The sequence below is a fragment of the Paenibacillus sp. T2-29 genome, from assembly GCF_052921365.1.
Window position 1 is genome coordinate 169,357 of sequence record NZ_JBREVE010000005.1, and the last position, 23,690, is coordinate 193,046.

Sequence of the window (23,690 nt, forward strand, 5' to 3'; positions counted from 1 at the left end):
ATTAATCGGCTGGGTCAGTCTGAGTCTCTATCCGTCGTTCGATCGCCTGAGACATCGTTTTGTCAGTCAGGTGGGCATAGACTTCCGTTGTTTCAGTCGAAGCGTGACCCAGCTGTTCCTTGGTTTTGTAGATATCATTTTGTAAATAATAGTCAGTAGCAAAGGAATGACGGAGCTTGTGAACGGTCAAATAGGGTTTGCCGAACCGTTTGGCGTATTTGATGATCATAGCTTGAATCGCTCTTTTAGTCATCCGTTTGCCCTCCGTACTGCCGTTGGGACGTGCGACAAAAAGAGCTTTTTCTTTTTTTGGAGCACGATAACGGGTATGTCTTAAGGACAAATAAAGTGCGAGATCATCTTTGGACTGCTCGCGGAAATATACTGGCGTTTTAAAAGTTTCATCGTTATTTCCTTTGCGGTACACATACAGTAATTTATTGTTTATATCGAGATCATTTATATTCAAGTTGACGATTTCGGATACACGTAGCCCCGAGTTCAGAATAAGACTTGCGATACAGGCATCCCGCTCCTTGTTTAATTCATAGGAGTATAGGGCTTGCTTGTTATCAGCCAAATCTTGTCCGTAGCCTTCATAAATATAGCCGATAAATTCAAGCAGCTCTTCCTCTTCCAGTATTTTTCCTTTGAGCTTGGCGGCCGTATCCTTGGGTTTATGTACGCGCTTAATTTCGACTTTGGCCATAATATTGCGCTTGAGCAACGGATAAAAGTTTTCATCCTCAGCGATTTGACTCAAGTAATGAAAGAGTGAACGCAGGGACGACAACTTACGTGAAATGGTGATGCGGGAATTGGAGCCTTCGCGTTTGGTAGACAGGAACAAGCGAAAGCCTGTAATGCTATCCATATGAAGTCTCTCTAATTCTTCCAGCGTAACTTGGGCATTCGCTTCTCCGGCAGACAAGCCTTCCGAGCGAAGCCATGAAAAAAAAGCTTCGTAATCCCGTACATATTCCAGCAAAGTAGAGGGGGATAGGTCGGGAAGCTTGTAATCCATAAATTGCTGTACGTACCATGGCAGATCCGGCATCTTTTCATCCAGTTTGCGCCGGTCGATGATCTTTTGTATGTTCATAGGGTCCACCTCGTCCGGTCATAATACATGTATTTTAGCATATTTTGAACAGCACTGGATGGGAGTAATTAAAGTAAAGAACAAGCTGACCGCCAAGAGAGGTGAAAGTATGGGATATAATATCAAATCAGAATTGAAGCTGTCCATAAAGAGTGTACCAGAGTCGCAGAAGGACATTATTGTCCAACTCATGCAATTTTACTTATACGATTTTACAGCCTATCTGCGAATTGATGTCACTGAGAAGGGAACATTCCCGGCTTATCCAGACTTGTATCAATACTGGACGAGCGGCGAACAGAAGCTACCTTTTCTGATTTGGAGACAGGATATTCCTGTGGGCTTTGCACTCGTTGACCGAATGTCTAGCAATCGAGAAGCTGACTATTACATGGCTGAGTTCTTTGTACTTCGTCCTTATCGGTACAATGGTGTGGGTACATGGGCGGCTCATGAGCTGTTTGGACGTTTTAACGGGCGGTGGAAGGTGACGCAGATGAGCACGAATAGACCAGCCCAATCCTTTTGGCGCAAGGTAATTGGAAGCTATACGAATGGTGAGTATAGGGAGCAGACACATCCAGTGCGAGGAAATATAAGTCAGTTTTTCAATACATGAAAAATTCATAATAGAAAATCATCAGAAAAGAGCCGAGGAGAATATTCTGTCGGCTTTTTTTGTTGTTAATTACAGTCTTCTATCCATAGATCGTTCCAATTAGAAGCTGCATTGACACTATAAAAACACAGGTATAAAGCTATTTGCTAATTCATATATAACTTATTGGAATCATCTATGGTAAGATAAGGATGTAAGCATATAAATTCAATAGGAAAAGAGGGTAATATGCTGGAGAAATGGGTTCAGGAACTAAAAGATGGTGAACAAGAACTGATTGCATGGAGAAGACATCTGCATCAGCATCCAGAGCTTTCTTTTGAAGAAACGAATACATCTGCATTTATCGCCGATCAATTACGCTCTTTTGGTATTGAAGTAAGAATGAATGTCGGTGGAAATGGTGTGCTCGGTTTTTTAGAAGGTGGCCAGCCAGGTAGAACGATTGCATTTCGTGCTGATTTTGATGCACTTCCTATTCAGGATGAAAAGGATGCGCCTTATAAATCGACCGTTCCCGGTGTTATGCATGCTTGTGGACATGATGGTCATACGGCTGCGCTGCTAGGAGTCGCACGAGTGTTAAGCCATCACCGTCAGACACTGAAGGGAAAGCTTGTGTTTATTTTTCAACATGCCGAAGAAAAACCGCCTGGCGGAGCCAAATTCATGATCGAGGATGGTTGTCTGGATGGGGTGGAAGCAGTATATGGTATCCACCTTTCCTCGGAGATCCCGCTGGGCAAAATTGGTTTAAAGAGTGGTCCGGCAATGGCTGCAGTCGATGCTTTCACAATTCAGATCAACGGCAAAGGTGGACATGGCGCCAGGCCACATCAGACAGTGGATTCCATTGTCATCGGCAGTCAGATTGTGAACGGATTGCAGCAGGTGGTGAGTCGCAGAGTGGACCCTATTGAATCAGCGGTGTTAACGATTGGGGTATTTCAAGCGGGTACTGCCTTTAATGTGATTGCAGATAAAGCCAAAATCGAAGGGACCGTACGTACGTTTAATAAGGATGTACGCAAGGAAGTCGAGAACGAAATTCGTAGTATCGTAAAAGGTCTGACGGAGGCTTATCATGCGGGATACGAAATTGATTATTTGAATGGCTATCCTGCACTGGTGAATGCTGAGGCCGAAACAGAACGGGTACGTGAGCTAGTCAGCAGGCTGTATGGGGCAGATGCTTTTATGGACTTGAAACCGGTCATGGGAGCAGAGGATTTTGCCTATTATCTAGAGCAACGACCTGGAGCTTTTATTCATGTGGGTGCACGTAATGAGGATGAACGAACGCATTTTGCTCATCACCATCCTCACTTTGATTTTGATGAGCGCGCATTGCTCATCTCAGGACATATTTTTCTAGCGTTGGCGCTTGAATATTTGCAATAATTATATTTTTTAATGGTTAGCCATAGCATTAACGGAAGCTCGAACCGCGCATAGCGCGGTTTTTTGCTGTAAATCAAAGTATTTTGGCATCTAGATTGAATGAAAAATTAAGAAAATAATTCACTATATGAAAAAATCCTAATAGTAAATTATAAGAGGTATCAACGGTAAGGGAAAGCTTACTCTTATATTACAAGTAGTCAACCAGGAGATCCTATTACATTATCTTGATTTTTCACACAAGGAAAAGAGAAAAAGATGACGAAACTATTGAGCAAACATCCGTGTAAGCGCTATCAATCGGATGTTGCATATCTATTGAATTACTGGAGGTGAGCTTGAAAGAACGCTCGTTTGATTGATGAATGGAATAATAACGATAGGAATGAATCCGCAATTGTCTGATTACTTTTAGCTCCAAATGGCTTACCAATTCAAATGATTACAGAGAAGGAGGTTGAATTCATTGACTAAGACAAAAAGCAGGTTGAGAATTGCATGTTTGGCGCTTGTAGTAGGGGGTGCTTCCTGGACAGGCATGATAGCACCCACTCATGCTGCTCCAAGTGACGAATATACTTGGAAAAGTGTCGTTACAGGTGGTGGAGGTGGTTTTGTACCTGGTATTATTTTTAATGAAACGGAAAAAGATCTGATCTATGCCCGCACAGATATTGGAGGAGCTTACCGCTGGAATCCTGCCAATGAAAGCTGGATTCCGCTGACCGATTCTGTGGGCTGGGAAGATTGGAACAAAAATGGTGTCGACGCACTAGCCACCGATCCTGTGGATCCGAATCGTGTATATATAGCTACAGGTACGTATACTAATTCCTGGGATAAACATAACGGGCAAATTATGCGCTCCACTGACAAAGGTAATACATGGCAGACTACGAAGCTTCCCTTTAAGGTAGGAGGCAATATGCCGGGACGCTCGATGGGTGAACGTCTGACAATTGATCCGAATAAGAACAATATATTATTCTTCGGAGCTCGAAGTGGTAATGGACTGTGGAAAAGCTCCGACTTCGGGGCAACCTGGAGTAAGGTGAGCGGTTTCCCGAATCCGGGGACGTATGTACAGGACCCTTCAAATGAATACACCAGTGATATTGTCGGTTTAGCCTGGATCACCTTTGACAAAAAAACGGGCTCTTCCAGCAAAGCAACACAGACCATCTATGTGGGTGTCGCAGACAAAAAGCAAAGTGTCTACCGCAGTACAGATGGCGGGACAACCTGGTCTGCTGTAGCAGGACAGCCTACAGGTTATTTGCCACATCACAGTGTTTTATCACCAGATGGAAACCTGTATATTTCTTACAGCGATGGAGCTGGGCCATATGACGGAACAAAGGGTGAACTATGGAAATTGAATACAGCCAGCGGACAGTGGACTAACATTAGCCCCGTTGCCAGCAGCAGCGCGGACAATCATTTTGGGTATGGTGGACTGACGGTGGATGCCCAGAAGCCTGGTACCCTTATGGTTGCAACATTGAATGCCTGGTGGCCGGATGAAACGATTTACCGCAGTACTGATAGTGGAGCAACCTGGAGCCCTATTTGGGAATTCGACGGTTACCCGTCTCGTAAGCTCAAATACAATCTGGATATATCCGGTGCGCCTTGGCTGACTTTCAATGCCAACCCTGCTCCGCCAGAAATATCGCCCAAGCTAGGGTGGATGATTGGAGATCTTGAGATAGATCCATTTAACTCAGATCATATGCTGTATGGCACAGGAGCTACGATATATGGCTCTAAAAATCTGACCAATTGGGACAAGGGAGATAAGCTGGACATCTCGGTAGCCGCTAAAGGGATAGAGGAAACGGCGATTTTGGATCTGGTGAGCCCTCCTACTGGAGCTCCTCTAGTGAGTGCAGTGGGTGATGTTTCCGGATTCAGACATGATGATCTGTTCAAGGCTCCCGCTAAAATGCTGGATAATCCAACCTTTACAAGCAGCGAAAGCATTGATTATGCCGAGCTGAACCCTTCTTTTATGGCTCGGGTGGGTAAAGCAGACTATAAAAAAGATCCAAATGCCAAATCCATCGGATTTTCCAATGATGGCGGAGCAAACTGGTACAAAGCAAATAGCGAGCCTTCTGGTACAGCAGGAGGAGGCAGCATCGCTGTTGCGGCAAATGGTAATGGATTGCTGTGGAGTACATCGGACAAAGGTGTATTTTATTCCAAAACCGGAGGAAACTCATGGACAGCAAGCACGGGAATACCAGCCAATGCAAAGATCGCCTCTGACCGAGTAAATCCTAACAAATACTACGCGTTTGCTGCTGGAAAAATATATGTAAGTGTTGATGGAGGCGCATCCTTCACAGCATCCACAGTTACTGGTTTGCCAAGTGTAGGGAATGCAGATATTGGTGCTGTACGAGGAGCGGAAGGGGATGTGTGGTTTGCTGGAGGCTCCGAGGACGGAGGGCCATACGGCTTATGGCATTCCAAGGATTCAGGTGTTACATTCACCAAGCTTGATCATGTACAGGAGGCGGATTTTGTAGGCTTTGGCAAAGCAGCACCCAATCGCACCAATGCAACAGTGTTTATCGTTGGTAAAATTGACGGTACACGTGGATTCTATCGCTCGGACGATACTGGCGCAAACTGGGTACGCATTAATGATGACAAGCATCAATATGCTCGTGTGACCACCATTATTGGGGATCCTCGGGTTTACGGACGTGCTTATCTGGGAACGAATGGGCGCGGCATTCTGGTGGCAGATCGTGTAGGGGGGGATCAGCCTTCGACCGGGCAAGCAAGTATTACACCGACAGCTGCAACCTATGGAGTGGCTAACGGCAATAGCGATATTACTGTAAAGCTTACACTTAACGGTAATACACTAGATGCGATCAAGCAAGGGAGCGTGACACTGAGCAAAGGTGAAGATTATACGGTTAGTGGAGAAACAGTCATTCTTACCAACAAGTATTTATCTAAACTTCCCAAAGGAGAGACAACGCTTAACTTCCATTTTAGTACAGGCAATGATGCGTTGTTCACGATTACGGTAAAAGGGGATACGCCAAGTGAGCCGGGAACAGGCGAGGGCGCTCTGAAGGTGCAATCTTTCAATGGGAATATATCTGCAACAAGTAATACGATCAGCTCCAAGTTTAAAATAACCAATACAGGAAGCTCACCCGTTTCCCTAGCAGACGTGACATTGCGTTATTATTACACCATTAACGGAGAGAAATCGCAGAACTTCTTTACAGATTGGTCAAGCATCGGTACAGAGAATGTGATTGCTAACTTCAAAGTGTTAACCAATGCAAAGCCAAGTGCAGATTCTTATGCGGAAATTGGTTTTAAGTCGGCAGCGGGTTCTTTAGAGCCTGGTCAGAGTGTTGAGCTACAAACCCGGATATCCAAAGCGGATTGGAGCAATTATACACAGACTGATGATTATTCCTTTAACCCCATAGCAAACAGCTTACAAGATTCTACTAAAATAACCGCTTACCTGTCTGGGATCAAGCAATGGGGAATTGAGCCCTAAATCTTCATAAAAATAATCTAAAGTCAGCCACTCTAATGAGCGAGCTGGCTTTATTTTTTGAGGAATTAGTTCTCCTCATTCTTATCTAAAAATAAAAGAAGTTCAAGTTAAAAACAGCAATCAGCAGGGGTTTGAATTCAAACACATAACTATTTCACTATATGAAAAATTCATAATAGAAAAAGATCCTTCTCGCATACCATCTACATAACACAACACACCACTTCAAACAGAAAAAAAGATAAGAGCCAGAACGTATGTTCTTTTTTTGTTGAAAAAGAAACGCTCCTGTCCTCAGACAAAAAGCGTCATAAATCAAGTTTATATTTATCATACACCTCAAGTAAGATGACGGGATATTGAAATTAACAGGGTCATCGTAATGACATTCACAATCGTAGAAAGTAATACTGTCTGTGCTGCAAAATCAGGTTCATTTTTATATTCTTCCGCCAAAATACTTGTATTAACGCCGGTAGGCATACCTGACGCAATGAGCAATGCTTGAGCGGGAATCCCCTTAAGACCTAGGAAGAACACGAGCATAAAACCAACTATTGGACCTGCAATCAGGCGTAATACCATACTGATATACACGGCTGTCCGGCGCAAATGAAAAGGGTACTGCACAATTTGTGCTCCCAAAGTAAGTAGAGCCACTGCGACCATCGAATGGCTAATATAGTTTAGAGGCTCAGCCAGCAAATTAGGCAATGGACTGTGCAGTAGATTCAGGAGCAAGCCCAGCACAAGCGCGTAAGGTACAGGCATTTTTAAAAAATTAATTAAAATTTTTCGTGTATTGGCCTTACCATTTTGTACAACAAAAGTACCGTATGTAAATGTAACAAAGCTTTGAAAAGTCATAATCAGAGCTTGGACGGAAATAGCCAGCGGATCACCTTTAAACACCAACTGATTAATAGGTAGACCATAATTTCCTGAATTATCAAGCATTACACTGTTTGTAAAAGCTCCACGCATGCCGGGGCTGTATTTCAGAGATCTGGCAACGGTAGTGCTGATTACGTACAAAATAGCTATGTACAAGGCATAAAAAAGTGAGACCTCACCCATGAGGATTAAAGAAATTTCAGAGTTATAAAGACCGGTAAACACAACTGCAGGGGTGATATAGTAAAAATTAATTTTAGCTAAGGTATACAAATCCAGTCGGAAATAATATTGCATGATACAGCCAAAACCGATAAGGACAAAAATAGGTAAAACAACGTCTAAAAGAATGGTGCCGAACATGTCTGTCTCCTCTTCTTTCTATTATGCGAATGGAAAGGTTAATCTTTAAAATGCATTTGCATTTTCCATTATACTGTGGAAACAGATTCGCGCATAATAAAATTTATTATATTGGATTAGCCATCAGCCCCTAAAAATGCAACACTAGAAAAAAAGAGCTTCATATTTAGCTTATAGTAGCCGTTAATATATGTAGGTTACATTTAAACCTGGTCTTTTACTATAAGGAGGAATCGCATCATGAGAAACACATGGACAGCATTATTAGCGTGTATACTGGTCTTGGGACTGGCAGCGGGAACCGCCGAAGCCAAGCAGGGGCGCGGAAATGGTCAGGAGAACAAACAGGAAGCAAAGGCGTCTGATAAAGACCGGAATGAAAAAAGCAGCAAAAAAGATAAACACGACGAAATCAAAAAGAATACCCCTGTTGCAGTAACGGATGATACATACGGGGAGTCCAAAGACCAAAAAGGTCGCAAGGGACACAACGGGTACAATGGTCTGCTTCAAGCGGTAGAAAATACAAAAGATAAGCCGGCAGGAGCGGTTATTGCGAATCTGCTGCTTACAAAATACCCGGAACGTTTGACCCCGGAGCAGGTAACTGAACTTGAATTGATCCGAAATTCTGACATAGCACTAACTAAGGCTGCAGAGCTACTAGCTGAAAACGGAAATGTAACAGATGCCGTTTACATGCAGGAGGAGGCAGTATTGGCTAATGTGTCCAATCTGGAAAGCTACAAAAAGCTGGATCTATTCTCGAGGAAGGCTGGACGGTCATCAGGTATGAAGCTGTTCGTGAATGGTGAAAAATACGATGCCGAACCGATTAACCGCAATGGCACCACACTTGTTCCATTTAGAACAGCTTCCGAAGCTCTGAATGCCAAGGTTTCCTGGGATCCGAAAGAAAAGGCTGTTACTGTCACGCGTAACGGTGTGTCCGTCAAACTATTCGTGAATAGCGCCAAAGCATACATTAACGGCCAGCCATATTCTATCGAGCAGCCAGCGGCCATAGTGGATGGAACAACAATGGTACCTGTAAGGGTAATCGGAGAGGCTTTGGGAGCAAATGTTAAATGGGAGCCTGAGAGCCAGTCTGTTGTTGTATATGAGCAGGCAACAACATCCGAAGCATTATAACGTGCTGTCAACAAAAAATGGTGTATACAAAAAGGGCGCCTGGCTGAATGTCAGGCCCTTTTTTGTTTTGCTATTTTGTACCGAGCTATTCGCATTATGTTCTGGTCATGTGTACAATTAAATAGAGAAGTCTCAGAAAAGGGAGTGTCATCATAAATGGATTTAGGATTAACGGGAAAAGCAGCCTTTGTTGCAGGCTCCAGTAAAGGACTTGGCAAAGCAAGTGCACGCGAATTGGCACGTGAAGGTGCAAATATAGTTATTTCGGGACGAAATGAAGCAGAGCTTCAGCGGACGCAGGCCGAATTACAGGAAACAGCGAGTGGTCGCGTTGAATATGTAGTTTGTGATGTAACCAAACCTGAACATATCTCCCAGGCCATCCGCCGTACAGTTGATTGGTTTGGCACCGTCGATATTTTGGTTAACAATGCGGGCGGCCCTCCTGCGGGCACCTTTGATGATTTTACAGATGAAGTATGGATGCAGGCCTTTGAGCAAAATTTACTTAGTCATATCCGGTTGATCCGTGAGGTGTTACCCTATATGAAGAAACAACAAAGCGGTAGAATTTTAAATATCGCCTCCTCATCAGTTAAGCAACCGATTCCGGGCCTGATTATTTCCAACACACTACGTACTGGGGTCGCTGGATTAGCGAAAACATTGTCAATGGAATTAGCCCCTTACAATATTCTGGTACATACTGTAGCACCAGGGAGAATTGCAACCGATCGCGTACGCAGCTTGGACGAGCATCGAGCCGAAAAATCCCACCAAACGACGGATCAAGTTCGCAAACAAGCAGAAGAGGGCATTCCGTTGGGACGGTACGGAGAGCCAGAAGAGTTCGGTAAAGTCGTTGCTTTTCTGGCATCATCGGCTTCATCCTATTTGACTGGCAGCACCATTCTTGTGGACGGCGGAATGATTAAATCATTATAAAAAAATAAAGAAGCGTGCCGCATCAGGTGTAATTGGTGCTGGCACGCTTTTTCATAAGTTATTTAGAGAGAGGTTTAATTTATTGACTGATCAGCTCTCACGGCTTGGAAGCTCGCAACCGTCATCGGTACATACACCAGCTGCATCCTGTTTGGACGAGCTGCCGCTAATCATAGTAAAAGGTGAACGTTCATCCCATGCTTTTTGAAGCGCATCGTGAAATACCTCTTCCGGCTGAGCACCAGAAACAGCAAATTTTCGATCAAATACAAAGAATGGCACACCCTGAACGCTTAACTTAGCGCCTTCAGCTTCATCAGCTCTAACTTCGTTGGTAAAGCGGTCACTGGCTAAAATAGCAGCGGCTTCGTTATGATCCAAACCCACCTCGGCTGCTAACGCTGCCAGCACTTCATGTTCCCCGGTATGCTTGCCTTCCATGAAGACAGCCTGAAATAAACGCTCGCTCAATTCCAACATTTTGCCTTGTGTGTGAGCCCAATGCGTTAGGCGGTGAGCATCGAGAGAGTTTGTCGGCACCATGGCATGAATATTGTAGTCCAGACCCGCAGAACGAGCATTTTCGGTCATGCGATCATTCATGGCATGAGCCTCTTGCAGACTGACACCATATTTTGCTGATAGTTCTTCATTAATCGTTTTACCACTATCTTTCACAGCATTAGGGTTCAATTCAAAACTCTTAAATGTCAATTGAACCTCATCGTGGTGTGGGAACTGCTGTAAAACTTGCTCCAAACGGCGTTTGCCGATATAACAGAACGGACACATATAATCAGACCAAACTTCGATATTCATCAGGAAATGCCTCCATGTATACATATTTTATTGAGCAACTGGGAGTGAATCTGCCTACTTTAGTGTAAGTAAAAAAGGTGAAACTTCATCAGTTACAAAATAAATTATACGGCTAATGCTTTCGACGTGCAAATAATTAATGCTTGTCAAAAAATAAATGCTATGATATTTTATATGTGTAACCGGTTACACAATTGGAGTTGAACCTACATTATGACAACAATAAAGCAGGTAGCAAGTTTTGCAGGTGTTTCCGTAGCGACCGTATCCAGAGTTATTAATGAAACCGGATATGTCCACGAGGATACACGGCGGAAGGTTGAAGCTGCAGTGAAGCAGCTAAATTACAAGCCTAATGAAGTTGCACGTTCTCTGTATAAAAAGAAATCCAGATTAATCGGCCTGCTGCTGCCGGATATTACGAACCCTTACTTTCCCTTGTTGGCTCGTGGGGTGGAGGATCGAATGCAGGAAAATGATTTTCGGATTATTTTTGGTAATAGTGATGAAGATCGCCAAAAAGAATTAGATTACATGGATACTTTTGTTCAGAATAATGTTGTTGGGGTTATTTCATCTACCAATGACCCTGCTGCCGACTGTTACGCCAAACTGAAAATACCAGTCGTTTTTCTCGACCGGACTTCCAGTGACAGTCTCTCCGTTTATGCGGATGGAGCTCATGGCGGCCGCTTGGCTGCTCAGGCCATGGTTGCCCGTGGCAGCAGACAAATTACAGTTATGCAGGGGCCTGCTCATATTCGTCCAGCACAAGATCGTTTTCGCGGGGCGGTGGAAGAGCTTCAGCATTCCGGTATTGCTTACCATGTCGTCGAGACAACGTCTTTTTCGTTCAAGGAGGCTGAATCGTGGGCCAAAGAGCTGTTCAGCAAGTATCCGGATACGGACGGAGTGATTGCTAGTAACGATATTGTAGCTACAGCGGTGATGCATGAGGCACATAGATTAGGAAAGAAAATCCCGGAAGATGTTCAAATAATCGGGTTTGATGATATACCATTAAGCAGCTTGTTATTTCCGCCATTATCAACGATCCGACAGCCTGCTTATGAAATGGGCTGGGAGGCGGCAGGTTTGCTCATTCAGTTAATTGAGCAGGCACAAGCAACGAAAACAAGTGTACCTAATCTTCATTCGAAAGTACTTACGTATTCAAGCATACAATTGCCCGTCAAATTTATCGAACGGGAAACGACGAGAAAGGTGGATCATCATGGCTAAAATTTCGGTTATCGGAAGCAGTTCGATGGACCTCGTAGTGACTTCATCCAAGCGTCCCGGTGCTGGTGAAACCGTATTAGGAGAAAGCTTTACAACCGTACCTGGAGGTAAAGGAGCCAATCAGGCAGTAGCCGCAGCACGACTCGGCGCGGACGTTACGATGATTGGACGTGTAGGGGATGACCATTTTGGACAACAGATTTTACGCAATTTTGAAGAAAATCATGTTCATATTAACTATGTGAAACCGGTTACACATATGGAAAGCGGTACAGCGCACATTGTACTGGCCGAGGGTGATAACAGTATCGTCGTGGTAAAAGCAGCAAATAATGAAGTTACACCCGCTTACGTGGAAGAAGCGCTTGATGTCATTCGAAATTCGGATATTGTGTTAATTCAACAGGAAATACCGCCAGAGACGATTGTCTATGTAAGCGAAATTTGTGCGAAGTATCAGGTACCATTATTGCTGAATCCAGCCCCAGCTCGTGAGGTGGAAGAAAGCGTAATTGCCAATGCAACCTACATTACGCCAAACGAGCATGAAGCTGCCATCATGTTTAAGGACATGAGTCTTCAAGAAGCGTTGCGCAAATATCCGAATAAGCTGTTTGTAACTGAAGGCAGCAATGGTGTACGGTTTTTCGACGGAGAACAGGAAGTTGTGGTTCCTACTTACAAGGTAGAAGCCGTTGATACAACAGGTGCAGGAGATACTTTCAACGCTGCATTTGCGGTGGCACTGGCTGAAGGAAAATCGCTAGCAGACAGTGTGAAATTTGCTAATCGGGCTGCGTCATTGTCCGTTACCAAATTTGGAGCGCAAGGCGGAATGCCAACCCGTCGTGAAGTGGAGGAGCAATTATAATGAAGAAACATGGAATTCTGAACAGTCACATATCCAAAATACTAGCGGATCTTGGCCACACGGACTTTATTGTCGTGGCTGATGCCGGCTTACCAGTTCCTGAAGGCGTTACCAAAATTGATTTGGCGTTGAAACTGGGGGTTCCCTCCTTTCAGGATGTTGTTGATGTCATTGCGGCAGACATGGTGATTGAAAAAGTAACATTAGCCGAAGAAATCAAACAAGAAAATGAACAAGCATTGCAGTATATTATGCGCACCTTTGCAGGAGAGCAACTAGAGCATTCACAGATTATTGAGCCGACTGCCGTCATTGAGTTTTGCTCACATGAACAATTTAAGGCATTAACCCGACAAGCCAAAGCTGTCATTCGTACAGGAGAAGCTACGCCGTTTGCCAATTGTATTTTACAGGCAGGAGTTCATTTTGGATAAATCAGTGTGAAATGAAAAGGGGGGGACAGCATGCAGATTCAAATGAAAGGAATTCACAAAGCCTTTGGAACCAATCAGGTCCTAAGTGGTGTTGACTTTGATCTCCGTGAAGGAGAAGTACATGCCCTCATGGGTGAAAATGGTGCAGGCAAATCAACGCTGATGAATATTTTAATCGGACTGCATCGACGCGATGAGGGAACGATCATCATTGACGGTCAGGAAACCTATTTTGCCAACCCCAAGGAAGCGGAGCAAAAAGGAATTGCTTTTATTCACCAGGAACTGAATGTGTGGCCGGAGATGACGGTACTGGAAAATCTGTTTATCGGCAAGGAGATGACTTCCAAGTGGGGATTACTAGATAGCTCTAAAATGAAAGCGCTAGCAAATGAGCAATTTAGCAAACTTTCAGTAAATCTTCCTTTGAACGGTGAAGCAGGCGAGTGTTCAGTGGGTCAACAACAAATGATTGAAATAGCCAAAGCACTCATGACGGATGCTAAAGTGATCGTAATGGATGAGCCGACAGCAGCCTTAACCGAACGGGAAATACAAAAGCTGTTTGAGGTTATTACTTCCTTGAAAAAAGATGGTGTTTCAATCGTGTATATTTCCCATCGGATGGAGGAGATATTCGCAATCTGTGATCGGATTACCATTATGCGTGATGGGAAAACCGTAGATACTCAAGCAATCCCTGATACGAATTTTGACGAGGTTGTACGGAAAATGGTTGGCAGAGAGCTGACTGAACGCTACCCGGTAAGAACGCCTGCTTTGGGAGAAGTGGTGCTAGAGGTCAAAAACGCATCGCATAAAGGTCTATTTGAAAATGTGAATTTTACTGTGCGCTCTGGGGAAATCGTAGGTTTTTCGGGTTTGATGGGTTCGGGGCGGACCGAGATCATGCGGTCGTTATTTGGACTGGATGCTTTGGATAGTGGTGAGATACACGTACGTGGGAAAAAGGTGTCTATTCGCAAGCCAGATGATGCAGTGAAACTAGGGATTGGCTTCATTACAGAAGACCGAAAAGATGAGGGCTTAGTGCTGGATTTTTCCATTCGGGAAAACATGGTGCTGACGAATCTGTTCAGTTTTACATCAAAAGGATTTATTTCAGGCAAAAAAGAGATGGATTTTGTTAATACATTAATTAAGCGCTTACAAATTAAAACCCAATCAGCCGAAGCAACGGTTGGCAGTTTGTCAGGCGGCAATCAGCAAAAGGTGGTTATTGCCAAATGGGTGGGTATTGGTCCCAATGTGCTCATTCTTGACGAACCGACGAGAGGCGTGGATGTGGGAGCCAAACGGGAAATCTACCAGTTGATGAACGAACTGACCGAACGTGGAGTCGCGATTATCATGGTATCTTCAGAACTTCCCGAGGTACTTGGCATGAGTGATCGTATTGTCGTGGTACACGAGGGAAAGATCAGCGGAGAGCTGAGCAGGGAAGAAGCCACACAAGAAAATATTATGACGCTAGCTACAGGAGGACAGTAATATGACAACTATGAATGAAGCAAAAGGTAGCAAAGGCATTCAAATATCACAAATCACACAGAAGCTTGGCCCATTGTTGGGACTCATTATTTTGGTGATCATTGTATCAGCCTTAAATCCCAGCTTTTTGGAACCGCTTAATATTTTGAATTTGTTGCGCCAGGTATCTATTAATGCATTGATCGCGTTCGGTATGACCTTCGTTATTCTTACAGGTGGAATAGATTTGTCCGTCGGCTCCATATTAGCGCTATCCAGTGCGTTTGTTGCAAATATGATGCTGGCCGGCTTCGATCCGGTTTTGGCGATTATTATTGGTTGTGCATTAGGTGGTGTGATGGGAATGGTCAACGGCTTGATGATTACGAAAGGTAAAATGGCTCCGTTTATCGCGACACTCGCAACCATGACTATTTTTAGAGGATTAACCTTAGTTTATACCAACGGTAACCCTATTACGGGGCTCGGAGACAGTCTGGTATTCCAATTATTCGGTCGTGGCTATCAGTTTGGTATTCCGGTTCCAGCGATTACGATGCTCATTACCTTTGCTGTCCTGTGGATCATTTTGCATAAAACACCATTCGGACGTAAAACGTATGCCATCGGCGGTAACGAGAAGGCTTCGATTGTATCTGGTATTAAAGTACCACGTGTAAAAATTTGGATCTACTCATTGGCTGGAATGCTTTCCGCATTGGCGGGAGCTATCTTGACTTCACGTTTGAACTCGGCGCAGCCGACAGCGGGTACTTCCTATGAATTGGATGCCATTGCGGCTGTCGTATTAGGTGGAACAAGCCTTTCGGGAGGACGCGGACGAATCGTAGGTACATTAATTGGTGTGCTTATCATCGGTACTCTAAACAACGGCTTGAATTTGCTGGGGGTTAACTCTTTTTACCAAATGGTTGTAAAAGGAATCGTCATTGCTATTGCAGTATTGATTGACCGTAAAAAATCCGCATAATACACCTAATCTGCATAGAAGGAGACACACAAATATGAAAAAGCTTACATTAATCATGACTGCCTTGCTGCTCCTGCTCATGACAGGGTGTTCCCTAGAGCCGCCCGAATGGGCGAAGCCTAAAGCGACTGCAGACCTGAAGGATATTAAAATCGGCTTGTCGATCTCAACATTGAATAATCCATTCTTTGTTTCTCTTAAGGACGGAGTTGTTGCAGAGGCCAAAAAACAAGGATTGCAGGTTATTGTGGTCGATGCACAAAATGATTCTGCGAAACAAAGTAATGACGTGGATGATCTGATCCAGCAGGGAGTGAACGCATTACTCATTAACCCGACAGATTCGTCAGCTATCTCAACTGTCGTGCAGTCAGCGAATGCATTGAACATCCCAGTTATTACACTGGACCGATCTGCTGACAAAGGAGATGTGAAAGCACTCGTCGCTTCGGACAATGTCGAGGGAGGACGGATGGCTGCCAGATACGTGATTGATCAAGTCGGAAAAGGTGCCAAGGTCATTGAGCTGGAAGGCGTCCCAGGCGCATCGGCTACCCGCGAACGTGGGAAAGGCTTCCATGAAGTAGCAGATAAGGATCTGAAAGTCATAGCCAAGCAGTCGGCTGATTTTGATCGGACCAAAGGTTTGAATGTGATGGAAAATCTGCTGCAAGGCAACCCGGATGTTCAGGCTGTATTTGCCCACAATGATGAAATGGCGTTGGGAGCCATTGAAGCAATCCAAAGCTCTGGTAAGAATATTCCAGTCATCGGCTTTGATGGTAACGAGGATGCGCTCAAATCAATTAAGGAAGGGAAGCTGACCGCCACCGTGGCTCAGCAACCTGAGTTGATTGGACAACTGGCGGTACAGGCAGCCAAGGATGTACTTCAAGGTAAAACCGTGAAAACATCCATTCCCGCTAAGCTGGAGTTAGTGGATCAATCGAAATAAAACGGGCGTTTGAACCCAACATATTAAGCTTTTTCGGACTGATGCTGTAATGCGCATCAGTCCTTTTTTTGGCTATTCTACGATGACGATACATACACATAAATGGAAGTTTTTAATTTTTGTATTGTAAGAAAGGATGGTAAAAGATAGAATAACAATTGTATGATAATGAGAATCACTATCATTTTATAAAGACATATATCTAGGGAGGACGTATATTGTGCAACAAAAGTACAGCTTAAAATGGGGAATCATGCTTGGTCTTGGCGTTTTTTTGATGGTTGTATTGGCTGCATGCGGAAGCACAGCTAGTAACAACCAAACCAATGAAAAGAGTGGAACGGATACCCTTAACGGGCAATCCCAATCGGTTGCTATGCGTGAATATGTTGATGCCACCGGCAAAAAGATCAGTATTCCTGCAAATCCACAGCGAGTCGTCACGACACAATACTTAGATGCGATGCTGGCTTTAGGTGTTAAGCCAGTAGGGGCTGCTTCTCATGTGTTAGAAGGCGACTATTTGAAAGGAAAGATTGACGGGATTGCTGATATTGGAAACCCGACGAATGTGGAAAAGGTACTGGAGCTACAACCTGACCTGATCATAGCAACAGAAGATACCTCGCCAGAAGTGAAAGAACAGCTGGAGAAAATTGCTCCAACCGTAGCCGTCTCGTTTGGAGATGGGGATGTATTTAAGCAACTGCGGGATGTCGCAGCCGTGTTGGGTAAGGACAAGGAAGCCGAGCATTGGATCGCTAGTTTCGACAAAAAGGCTGAAGAAGGTCGAAAGAAGCTGGCTGGAAAATTCAAAAAGGATGAAACGATTACCATTTATATGACCTACGGTAAGGACGTGCTAAGAGTGTACGGGGCGCGAAATGTAGGACATGTCATCTACCGTTCACTGGAATTGAATCCTCCAGAGTACATACGTCAGAAGCTCGCAAAGGACCCGAAGTATAACTTTGTATACGATAGCATTTCGATGGAAAAGCTGCCTGAACTGTCAGGGGATCGTATCATTATGTTGGTTTACGATGAAGCGGCTAAGGACGGAATGTTGAAGGAAATTGAACAAAGTGCGCTGTGGAGAAATCTCCCGGCTGTCAAAAACCACAAAGTGTATTTCATCAAGGCCGATCCTTGGTTTACCTACTCACCACTGGCTATCGATCAATCACTGAATGAGGCTATTAAGATGCTTTCCGTCGATCCTACATAACCAGTTCATTTGAATAGGAAGGGAGAAGTCATATGCTTAAACGATTTTTTGAGTATTACCGTCCTTATCGGACGTTATTTATCATTGATTTTACTTGCGCTATACTAGCTGCACTGCTGGAGTTGGCTTTTCCGCTTGCAGTTAATCGGGTGGTTGATGATTTGCTACCCAGCGGAAACTGGAAATGGATTTTATTTGCCTGTCTGGCTCTACTTGCGATTTATGTTGTAAGTGCCGGATTGAATTACGTCGTTACGTATTGGGGACACAAGCTGGGAATTAACATTGAATCGGACATGCGCAAAAAGCTGTTTGATCGCGTACAAAAGCAATCCTTTCGCTTTTTTGATAATAACAAAACAGGCCATCTGGTCTCCCGTATGACCAACGATCTGATGGATATCGGAGAAATTGCCCACCATGGACCTGAGGATTTGTTCATCGCGCTGATGACTCTGGGCGGGGCTTTCGGTATTATGCTCAGTATTAACTGGAAGCTGGCTGTGCTGACATTTATTATCGTTCCACTAATGATTTACCTGTCATTGTATTTTAGTCGCAAAATGAATGCTGCTTTCCATCGTATGTTTTCTGATATTGCAGATTACAACGCCCGGATTGAAAATAACGTTAGCGGTATTCGCGTTGTTCAAGCGTTCTCCAACGAAGCCCATGAAATGGAACGTTTTGCTGAAAATAATGGACGGTTTCGTAAAACAAAGCTGATTGCTTATCGCATTATGGCGTGGAATTCTTCAATTAGCTTTATTCTGATGAAACTGGTCTCATTGTTTGTGCTTGTATGTGGAACATGGTTTGTTATTGAGGGACAGATGTCCTATGGGGAATTTATCGCATTTGTAATGCTGTCCAATGTATTCCTCGCACCCATCAAACAAATTAATTCTGTCATCGAAACGTATCCCAAAGGAATTGCCGGTTTCCGACGTTACCTGGACTTGTTGGAAAGTGAATCCGACGTAGAGGATCTGCCAGGCGCGAAGACCGTTAAGCATCTCAAGGGAGATATTCAATTTGAAGGTGTAACGTTTGGCTATGAAAATAAAGACAAGGTCTTGCATAGAGTGGACCTATCCATACATGCGGGAGAAACCGTAGCTCTTGTAGGCCCTTCAGGTGCAGGCAAAACGACACTTTGCAGCTTGCTGCCTCGCTTCTATGATGTCGAGGAAGGCAGTATTACGATTGATGGTATGGATATCCGCGAAATGAAGCTGGATTCGCTGCGATCCATGATTGGTATCGTACAGCAGGATGTATTCCTCTTTGATGGAACGATTCGTGAGAATATCGCTTACGGCAAACTTGATGCTTCAGAAAATGAAATCTGGGATGCTGCCCGTCGTGCTCAGATTGAAGAACTTGTTCGATCCTACCCAGAGGGTTTGGATACGATGATCGGTGAGCGAGGCGTAAAGCTGTCCGGTGGTCAAAAGCAACGTTTATCAATTGCCCGGATGTTTCTGAAAAATCCGCCAATTCTTATTTTGGATGAAGCGACATCAGCATTGGATACAGAGACAGAAGCTGCAATTCAGCAGGCCTTGACAGAGCTATCACAGGGTCGCACAACACTCGTGATTGCACATCGTCTGGCAACGATCAAAAATGCTGATCGTATTATTGTAGTTGCAGATCAAGGGATTGCCGAGCAAGGAAAACATGAAGAATTAATGGCCGTAAAAGGTGCATATAGCCGCCTGCACCAAGCTCAATATGGAACGTAAGAGTCAACAGCAACATCGTAAATAGAGAGAGGAATGAATGATTTTGACAAAGAAAATGTGGATGGTGACGATGCTTTTTTTGTCAGTCATTGTTTTTCTTAGCGCCTGTGGTGGAAGGGGAAATCAGCCAGACGAAAAGCAGAATCAAGCTTCTGGTGAATCAAAGTCAGCTGCAACGAAAACAGTCAAGACAATTCATGGAGATATTAAGATTCCGGTTCACCCTCAGCGGATTGTAATAGATATGTACCAGAATGATTTATTAGCATTAGGAATTAAACCTGTGGGAAGTGTGAAATATTATCTGGATAATCCGTTTTCGAAGGATCTTGTACAAGGCATTGCAAGCATTGGAGACCGTGGCAGTGTATCCATTGAAAAAGTATTGGCTTTACAGCCGGATATGATTCTGATTGGTTCTAAAGATGCTTCTGAATATGAAAAATATAGTAAAATTGCCCCGACTATAGTCATTCCTTATGGAACGTACAAGAATGTACATGAAGAACTGACAGCTTTTGGTGAGCTGCTGGGAAAAGAACAGGAAGCCAAAACGTGGCTTGCCCAATACGATCAGCGATTGCAAGCTGCACGTGACAAATTAAAAGGAATTGTTCAACCCGGGGATACTTTCACGGTAATGGAAGCCACGGAAAAAGAATACTATGTATACGGTGATAATTTTGGCAGAGGCGGACAGGCGGTTTATAGAGGATTGAATTTGACACCTCCACCACAAGTCCAAAAAGAACTATTAGGCGAGACGCAATGGAAGTCAATTTCCAAGGAAGTTATTAATCAATATGCTGGCTCTTATATTTTCCTGACGGTTAATAAGGATTTGAGCGGTTATGAAGGAGACAGCATATGGAAATCACTGAGTGCGGTCCGGAATGGGAAGGTTTTTGAGCTTCAGGAGGATCGATACTGGTACTTCGATCCTATCGCTATTGCGGGGCAAGCTGAAGAATTGGCAGATATGATCGTCCAGCGGAATAAAGAGAACGTCTCACAGAAGTAGTTGTTTCGGTAATGTTGGCAGCCCTTTGGTATTTTTGCCAGAGGGCTTTATTTTTCACAAACAGCTGAACATAAGAAAATCGTCGAAATTTTGCTATTGAAGCTGTTGACGCATTAATTTACAATAGTAAAGATTGCATGATAATAATTCTCATTATCAAATATTATCTTCACTACAGGTTTTCGTGATAGCCTACATACTATTCAACAGTAAGGGTGAACCATAGTTATGAAATTATCAGAATCTTCGGATAGTTCTGCTCAAAGCAATCGTAATCAGCCGCCGACTCAATTCCACTCGCGGCCATGGGCGGCTTCGCTTATCCTGACAGCCGGATTAGCACTGTTAGCATTCGGTATCGCTCTGTCCTTATCATTTGGTGCAGCCTCAATCAAACTGGAGGAGGTCTGGAACGCCGTCTTTCATTTTAATCCTGAGCTGCAAAACCATCAAATTATATGGGAAATCCGTCTACCTCGGATTCTGGGTGGTGTGTTAATCGGAGTCTGTTTCGCTGTAGCAGGGGCCATTATGCAGGGGATGACCCGCAATCCGCTTGCGGACTCTGGCTTGCTTGGGCTGAATTCGGGCGCCAGCTTGACGATGGCGATTTGTTTTGCTCTTTTTCCGGGTACTTCCTTTTTGCAGTTAATGTTGTATTCTTTTGCGGGTGCAGCCTTGGCGGTTATTTTGGTCTTCGGTACAAGCGCTATATCCAAATCAGGTATTACGCCAGTTCGCCTTGTATTGGCGGGTGCAGCTGTCACGGCATTGCTGTCTGCCTTAGGAGATACGATCAGTTTATACTTTAATGTTGGACAGGATTTGGCTTTTTGGTATGCTGGAGGACTTAGTGGGACCAAGTGGGTTCAGCTAGGCATTGTCGTTCCATGGGTTGTGGCAGCTTTTATCGGTGCTCTCATGTTATCACGCTCCATTACGTTACTTAGTCTAGGAGACGAAATTGCGTTGAGCCTTGGTCAGCGAACTGGGATGGTAAAGGTCGCCGGTATGGTTCTCGTATTAATCCTGGCGGGTGCTGCGGTATCGTTGGTTGGTTCTATAGGGTTCGTAGGGTTGATTATTCCCCATATCACGCGCAAACTGGTTGGGGTCGATTATCGCTGGATTATTCCTTGTTCGGCTATTATGGGAGCTTTACTTATCGTGTTTGCCGATCTGGCGGCCCGTATGATTAATGCACCTGAGGAAACACCAGTGGGTGTACTTATTGCCTTAATTGGTGTTCCATTCTTCCTTTACCTAGCACGTAAAGAAAGGAGGGCACTGTAAGATGAGTAACGTTACGAATGGGGCTATTGCCAAAGCAAGTCACCGTAAAAAAATCCATGATTGGATCGTTGTTATCATTTTGCTTGTATTGCTTATTGCTGCATTCACAGTAAGCGCGAACACGGGAACGATCCGGCTTTCGCCAATGGAGCTTTTTAGAACCTTGTTCGGACAAGGGACTCCACAGCAGGAATTAATTCTCTTTGAATTCCGGCTGCCGCGAATGATTATTGCCATTCTGATCGGTGCAGGTTTGGCTGTTTCCGGTTGTATTATGCAGGGGGTATCACGCAACAGTCTAGCAGACCCTGGTATTCTGGGGATTAATGCAGGCGCTGGGCTGATGGTGATGTTGTTTGTACTACTTTTCCCATCTATGCAAACTATGAATTCATTATTTTTACTACCCGCTCTTGCACTAATTGGATCGGGAGCGGCTGCTATTCTGATCTATGCTCTTTCTTACAAAAAAGGCGAAGGCATTTCACCGACAAGGCTATTGCTGAGCGGAATTGGGGTAGCGGCGGGCATCAGTGCTGCCATGATCATTATGACTCTTAAGTTGACACCTGAAAGCTACACGTTTGTAGCTAATTGGTTAGCAGGAAGCATATGGGGTTCAAACTGGAAATTCGTAATGGCTCTGCTGCCTTGGATAATTGTATTGCTTCCCTTCGCATACTATAAAGCAAACGTAATGAATGTGCTTAATTTGGGGGATCAGACGGCATCCGGGTTAGGTACACCTATTGAAAAGGAACGCATTCTTCTCCTCGCGGCTGCAGTTGGACTAGCCAGTTCAAGTGTGTCGGTTAGTGGCGGGATCGGTTTTGTCGGTTTGGTAGCTCCACATTTGGCAAGAAAGCTAGTGGGTCCGAAGCATAAAATGCTGCTGGTAACCTGTGCTTTAGTCGGAGCACTCCTGGTACTTGTAGCGGATACGATCACACGAGCCTTACCTTTACAGAAAGAAATTCCGACAGGATTAATTGTTGCCATCATAGGTGCGCCATACTTCTTATATCTTTTGAGTCGCTCAAAAGGATAACATAAAAAATAACCTTCAACACCACTAAAGAAGTGGAGCTGAAGGTTATTTTTTGTTTGATGTAGCAGCCTTTCATCTCAACGGGAAGTATTCAAGGCATGAGAGGTTTGATGCAGCTCTCTGATCATTTTATGCAACGTGTAATTTTCCTGCCGTGTCACGCCGTGTTGATTTTCCTGAACCAGCAACTGATGGATGTTTCGTTTTAAAATCTCACTTCGACGTTCCAACATTTCGGTACTCATAAGTAAATGAACACTCCCTTTGTCATGAATAAATCTACATTTTAGAAATAAGCATAGACTGAAAATAAGGTTGGCTTTCGACTTCTTTAAGTATATCGTGTTGGATGATCAAGGGAAAACAGAATGAGATAGCAAAATACTTATCCTGATCATCCATACCGTGTCGTACAGCTACTCACCCCATGAGTTCTTAGATATACTTCCTTATGCTGGCGATAACAGGAGATTAGGGACATTAGCTTCATGTTTATGCAATCACTTATCAGTTTGCTGGAAGCTGTGGAGAGGAG

At 44.1% G+C, this 23,690-nt stretch carries 20 protein-coding genes; 16 read left to right on the forward strand and 4 right to left on the reverse strand.

Annotated features, from left to right (window positions below):
- Nucleotide 1 precedes the first annotated feature (1 nt).
- Nucleotides 2-1,102: a tyrosine recombinase XerS gene (xerS, locus tag ACU1JV_RS16105; RefSeq protein ID WP_413986219.1), complete on the reverse strand. Its 1,101-nt coding sequence runs from the start codon at nucleotides 1,100-1,102 to the stop codon at nucleotides 2-4.
- A 109-nt stretch (nucleotides 1,103-1,211) separates the two neighbouring features.
- Between xerS and ACU1JV_RS16110 the strand changes: the two genes are divergently transcribed.
- The 3 genes from ACU1JV_RS16110 (at nucleotide 1,212) to ACU1JV_RS16120 (ending at nucleotide 6,660) form a co-directional block, all read left to right on the forward strand.
- Entirely contained in the window at nucleotides 1,212-1,721 is a 510-nt protein-coding gene (locus ACU1JV_RS16110) for a GNAT family N-acetyltransferase (RefSeq protein ID WP_025674556.1), read from the forward strand.
- 228 nt (nucleotides 1,722-1,949) lie between these two features.
- Nucleotides 1,950-3,122 (forward strand): M20 metallopeptidase family protein, encoded by a 1,173-nt coding sequence (locus ACU1JV_RS16115; RefSeq protein ID WP_025674555.1) that lies wholly within the window; start codon nucleotides 1,950-1,952, stop codon nucleotides 3,120-3,122.
- Between the two features lie 466 nt (nucleotides 3,123-3,588).
- Nucleotides 3,589-6,660, forward strand: coding sequence for a X2-like carbohydrate binding domain-containing protein (locus ACU1JV_RS16120; RefSeq protein WP_413986218.1), 3,072 nt, complete (start codon nucleotides 3,589-3,591; stop codon nucleotides 6,658-6,660).
- Between the two features lie 339 nt (nucleotides 6,661-6,999).
- Here ACU1JV_RS16120 and ACU1JV_RS16125 read toward each other — a convergent pair whose 3' ends face one another.
- The gene (locus tag ACU1JV_RS16125; RefSeq protein ID WP_013371415.1) at nucleotides 7,000-7,917 is read right to left on the reverse strand and encodes an AEC family transporter; all 918 of its coding nucleotides are present in this window, start codon (nucleotides 7,915-7,917) and stop codon (nucleotides 7,000-7,002) included.
- A gap of 240 nt (nucleotides 7,918-8,157) precedes the next feature.
- Between ACU1JV_RS16125 and ACU1JV_RS16130 the strand changes: the two genes are divergently transcribed.
- Together ACU1JV_RS16130 and ACU1JV_RS16135 are read left to right on the forward strand one after the other, a co-directional pair.
- Nucleotides 8,158-9,069, forward strand: a complete 912-nt coding sequence (locus ACU1JV_RS16130) for a copper amine oxidase N-terminal domain-containing protein (RefSeq protein WP_413986217.1) — start codon at nucleotides 8,158-8,160, stop codon at nucleotides 9,067-9,069.
- A gap of 156 nt (nucleotides 9,070-9,225) precedes the next feature.
- Complete coding sequence (locus ACU1JV_RS16135; protein ID WP_025674548.1) at nucleotides 9,226-10,014, forward strand: SDR family oxidoreductase; 789 nt, start codon at nucleotides 9,226-9,228, stop codon at nucleotides 10,012-10,014.
- Between the two features lie 90 nt (nucleotides 10,015-10,104).
- Here ACU1JV_RS16135 and ACU1JV_RS16140 read toward each other — a convergent pair whose 3' ends face one another.
- Nucleotides 10,105-10,833 (reverse strand): DsbA family oxidoreductase, encoded by a 729-nt coding sequence (locus tag ACU1JV_RS16140; RefSeq protein WP_413986216.1) that lies wholly within the window; start codon nucleotides 10,831-10,833, stop codon nucleotides 10,105-10,107.
- Nucleotides 10,834-11,046: 213 nt separating this feature from the next.
- Here ACU1JV_RS16140 and ACU1JV_RS16145 point away from each other — a divergent pair, with 213 nt between their 5' ends.
- The 11 genes from ACU1JV_RS16145 (at nucleotide 11,047) to ACU1JV_RS16195 (ending at nucleotide 23,155) form a co-directional block, all read left to right on the forward strand.
- Nucleotides 11,047-12,075 (forward strand): LacI family DNA-binding transcriptional regulator, encoded by a 1,029-nt coding sequence (locus tag ACU1JV_RS16145; RefSeq protein ID WP_413986215.1) that lies wholly within the window; start codon nucleotides 11,047-11,049, stop codon nucleotides 12,073-12,075.
- Nucleotides 12,068-12,946 carry a ribokinase gene (gene rbsK, locus ACU1JV_RS16150; RefSeq protein ID WP_413986214.1) on the forward strand — a complete coding sequence of 293 codons (879 nt, stop codon included), beginning with the start codon at nucleotides 12,068-12,070 and terminating at the stop codon, nucleotides 12,944-12,946. The genes ACU1JV_RS16145 and rbsK overlap by 8 nt, the downstream gene beginning before the upstream one ends.
- Nucleotides 12,946-13,380 carry a D-ribose pyranase gene (gene rbsD / locus ACU1JV_RS16155; protein ID WP_025674544.1) on the forward strand — a complete coding sequence of 145 codons (435 nt, stop codon included), beginning with the start codon at nucleotides 12,946-12,948 and terminating at the stop codon, nucleotides 13,378-13,380. Before rbsK ends, rbsD begins: the two co-directional genes overlap by 1 nt.
- Before the next feature lie 30 nt (nucleotides 13,381-13,410).
- Nucleotides 13,411-14,892, forward strand: a complete 1,482-nt coding sequence (locus ACU1JV_RS16160) for a sugar ABC transporter ATP-binding protein (protein WP_058830866.1) — start codon at nucleotides 13,411-13,413, stop codon at nucleotides 14,890-14,892.
- Nucleotide 14,893: 1 nt separating this feature from the next.
- Nucleotides 14,894-15,862, forward strand: coding sequence for a ribose ABC transporter permease RbsC (rbsC, locus tag ACU1JV_RS16165; RefSeq protein WP_016820748.1), 969 nt, complete (start codon nucleotides 14,894-14,896; stop codon nucleotides 15,860-15,862).
- 34 nt (nucleotides 15,863-15,896) lie between these two features.
- Nucleotides 15,897-16,817, forward strand: a complete 921-nt coding sequence (gene rbsB, locus ACU1JV_RS16170) for a ribose ABC transporter substrate-binding protein RbsB (RefSeq protein ID WP_013371406.1) — start codon at nucleotides 15,897-15,899, stop codon at nucleotides 16,815-16,817.
- A gap of 220 nt (nucleotides 16,818-17,037) precedes the next feature.
- On the forward strand, nucleotides 17,038-18,045 hold the full coding sequence (locus ACU1JV_RS16175) for an ABC transporter substrate-binding protein (RefSeq protein ID WP_025674537.1): 1,008 nt from the start codon (nucleotides 17,038-17,040) through the stop codon (nucleotides 18,043-18,045).
- Nucleotides 18,046-18,077: 32 nt separating this feature from the next.
- Nucleotides 18,078-19,793, forward strand: a complete 1,716-nt coding sequence (locus tag ACU1JV_RS16180) for an ABC transporter ATP-binding protein (protein WP_025674535.1) — start codon at nucleotides 18,078-18,080, stop codon at nucleotides 19,791-19,793.
- Nucleotides 19,794-19,830: 37 nt separating this feature from the next.
- Nucleotides 19,831-20,814 carry an ABC transporter substrate-binding protein gene (locus tag ACU1JV_RS16185; protein WP_413986213.1) on the forward strand — a complete coding sequence of 328 codons (984 nt, stop codon included), beginning with the start codon at nucleotides 19,831-19,833 and terminating at the stop codon, nucleotides 20,812-20,814.
- Nucleotides 20,815-21,042: 228 nt separating this feature from the next.
- The gene (locus ACU1JV_RS16190; RefSeq protein WP_413986212.1) at nucleotides 21,043-22,107 is read left to right on the forward strand and encodes a FecCD family ABC transporter permease; all 1,065 of its coding nucleotides are present in this window, start codon (nucleotides 21,043-21,045) and stop codon (nucleotides 22,105-22,107) included.
- A 1-nt stretch (nucleotide 22,108) separates the two neighbouring features.
- Complete coding sequence (locus ACU1JV_RS16195) at nucleotides 22,109-23,155, forward strand: FecCD family ABC transporter permease (protein WP_040103633.1); 1,047 nt, start codon at nucleotides 22,109-22,111, stop codon at nucleotides 23,153-23,155.
- Between the two features lie 77 nt (nucleotides 23,156-23,232).
- Here the strand turns inward: ACU1JV_RS16195 and ACU1JV_RS16200 are convergent, their stop codons facing one another.
- The gene (locus tag ACU1JV_RS16200; protein ID WP_007432475.1) at nucleotides 23,233-23,400 is read right to left on the reverse strand and encodes a hypothetical protein; all 168 of its coding nucleotides are present in this window, start codon (nucleotides 23,398-23,400) and stop codon (nucleotides 23,233-23,235) included.
- Between the last annotated feature and the right edge of the window lie 290 nt (nucleotides 23,401-23,690).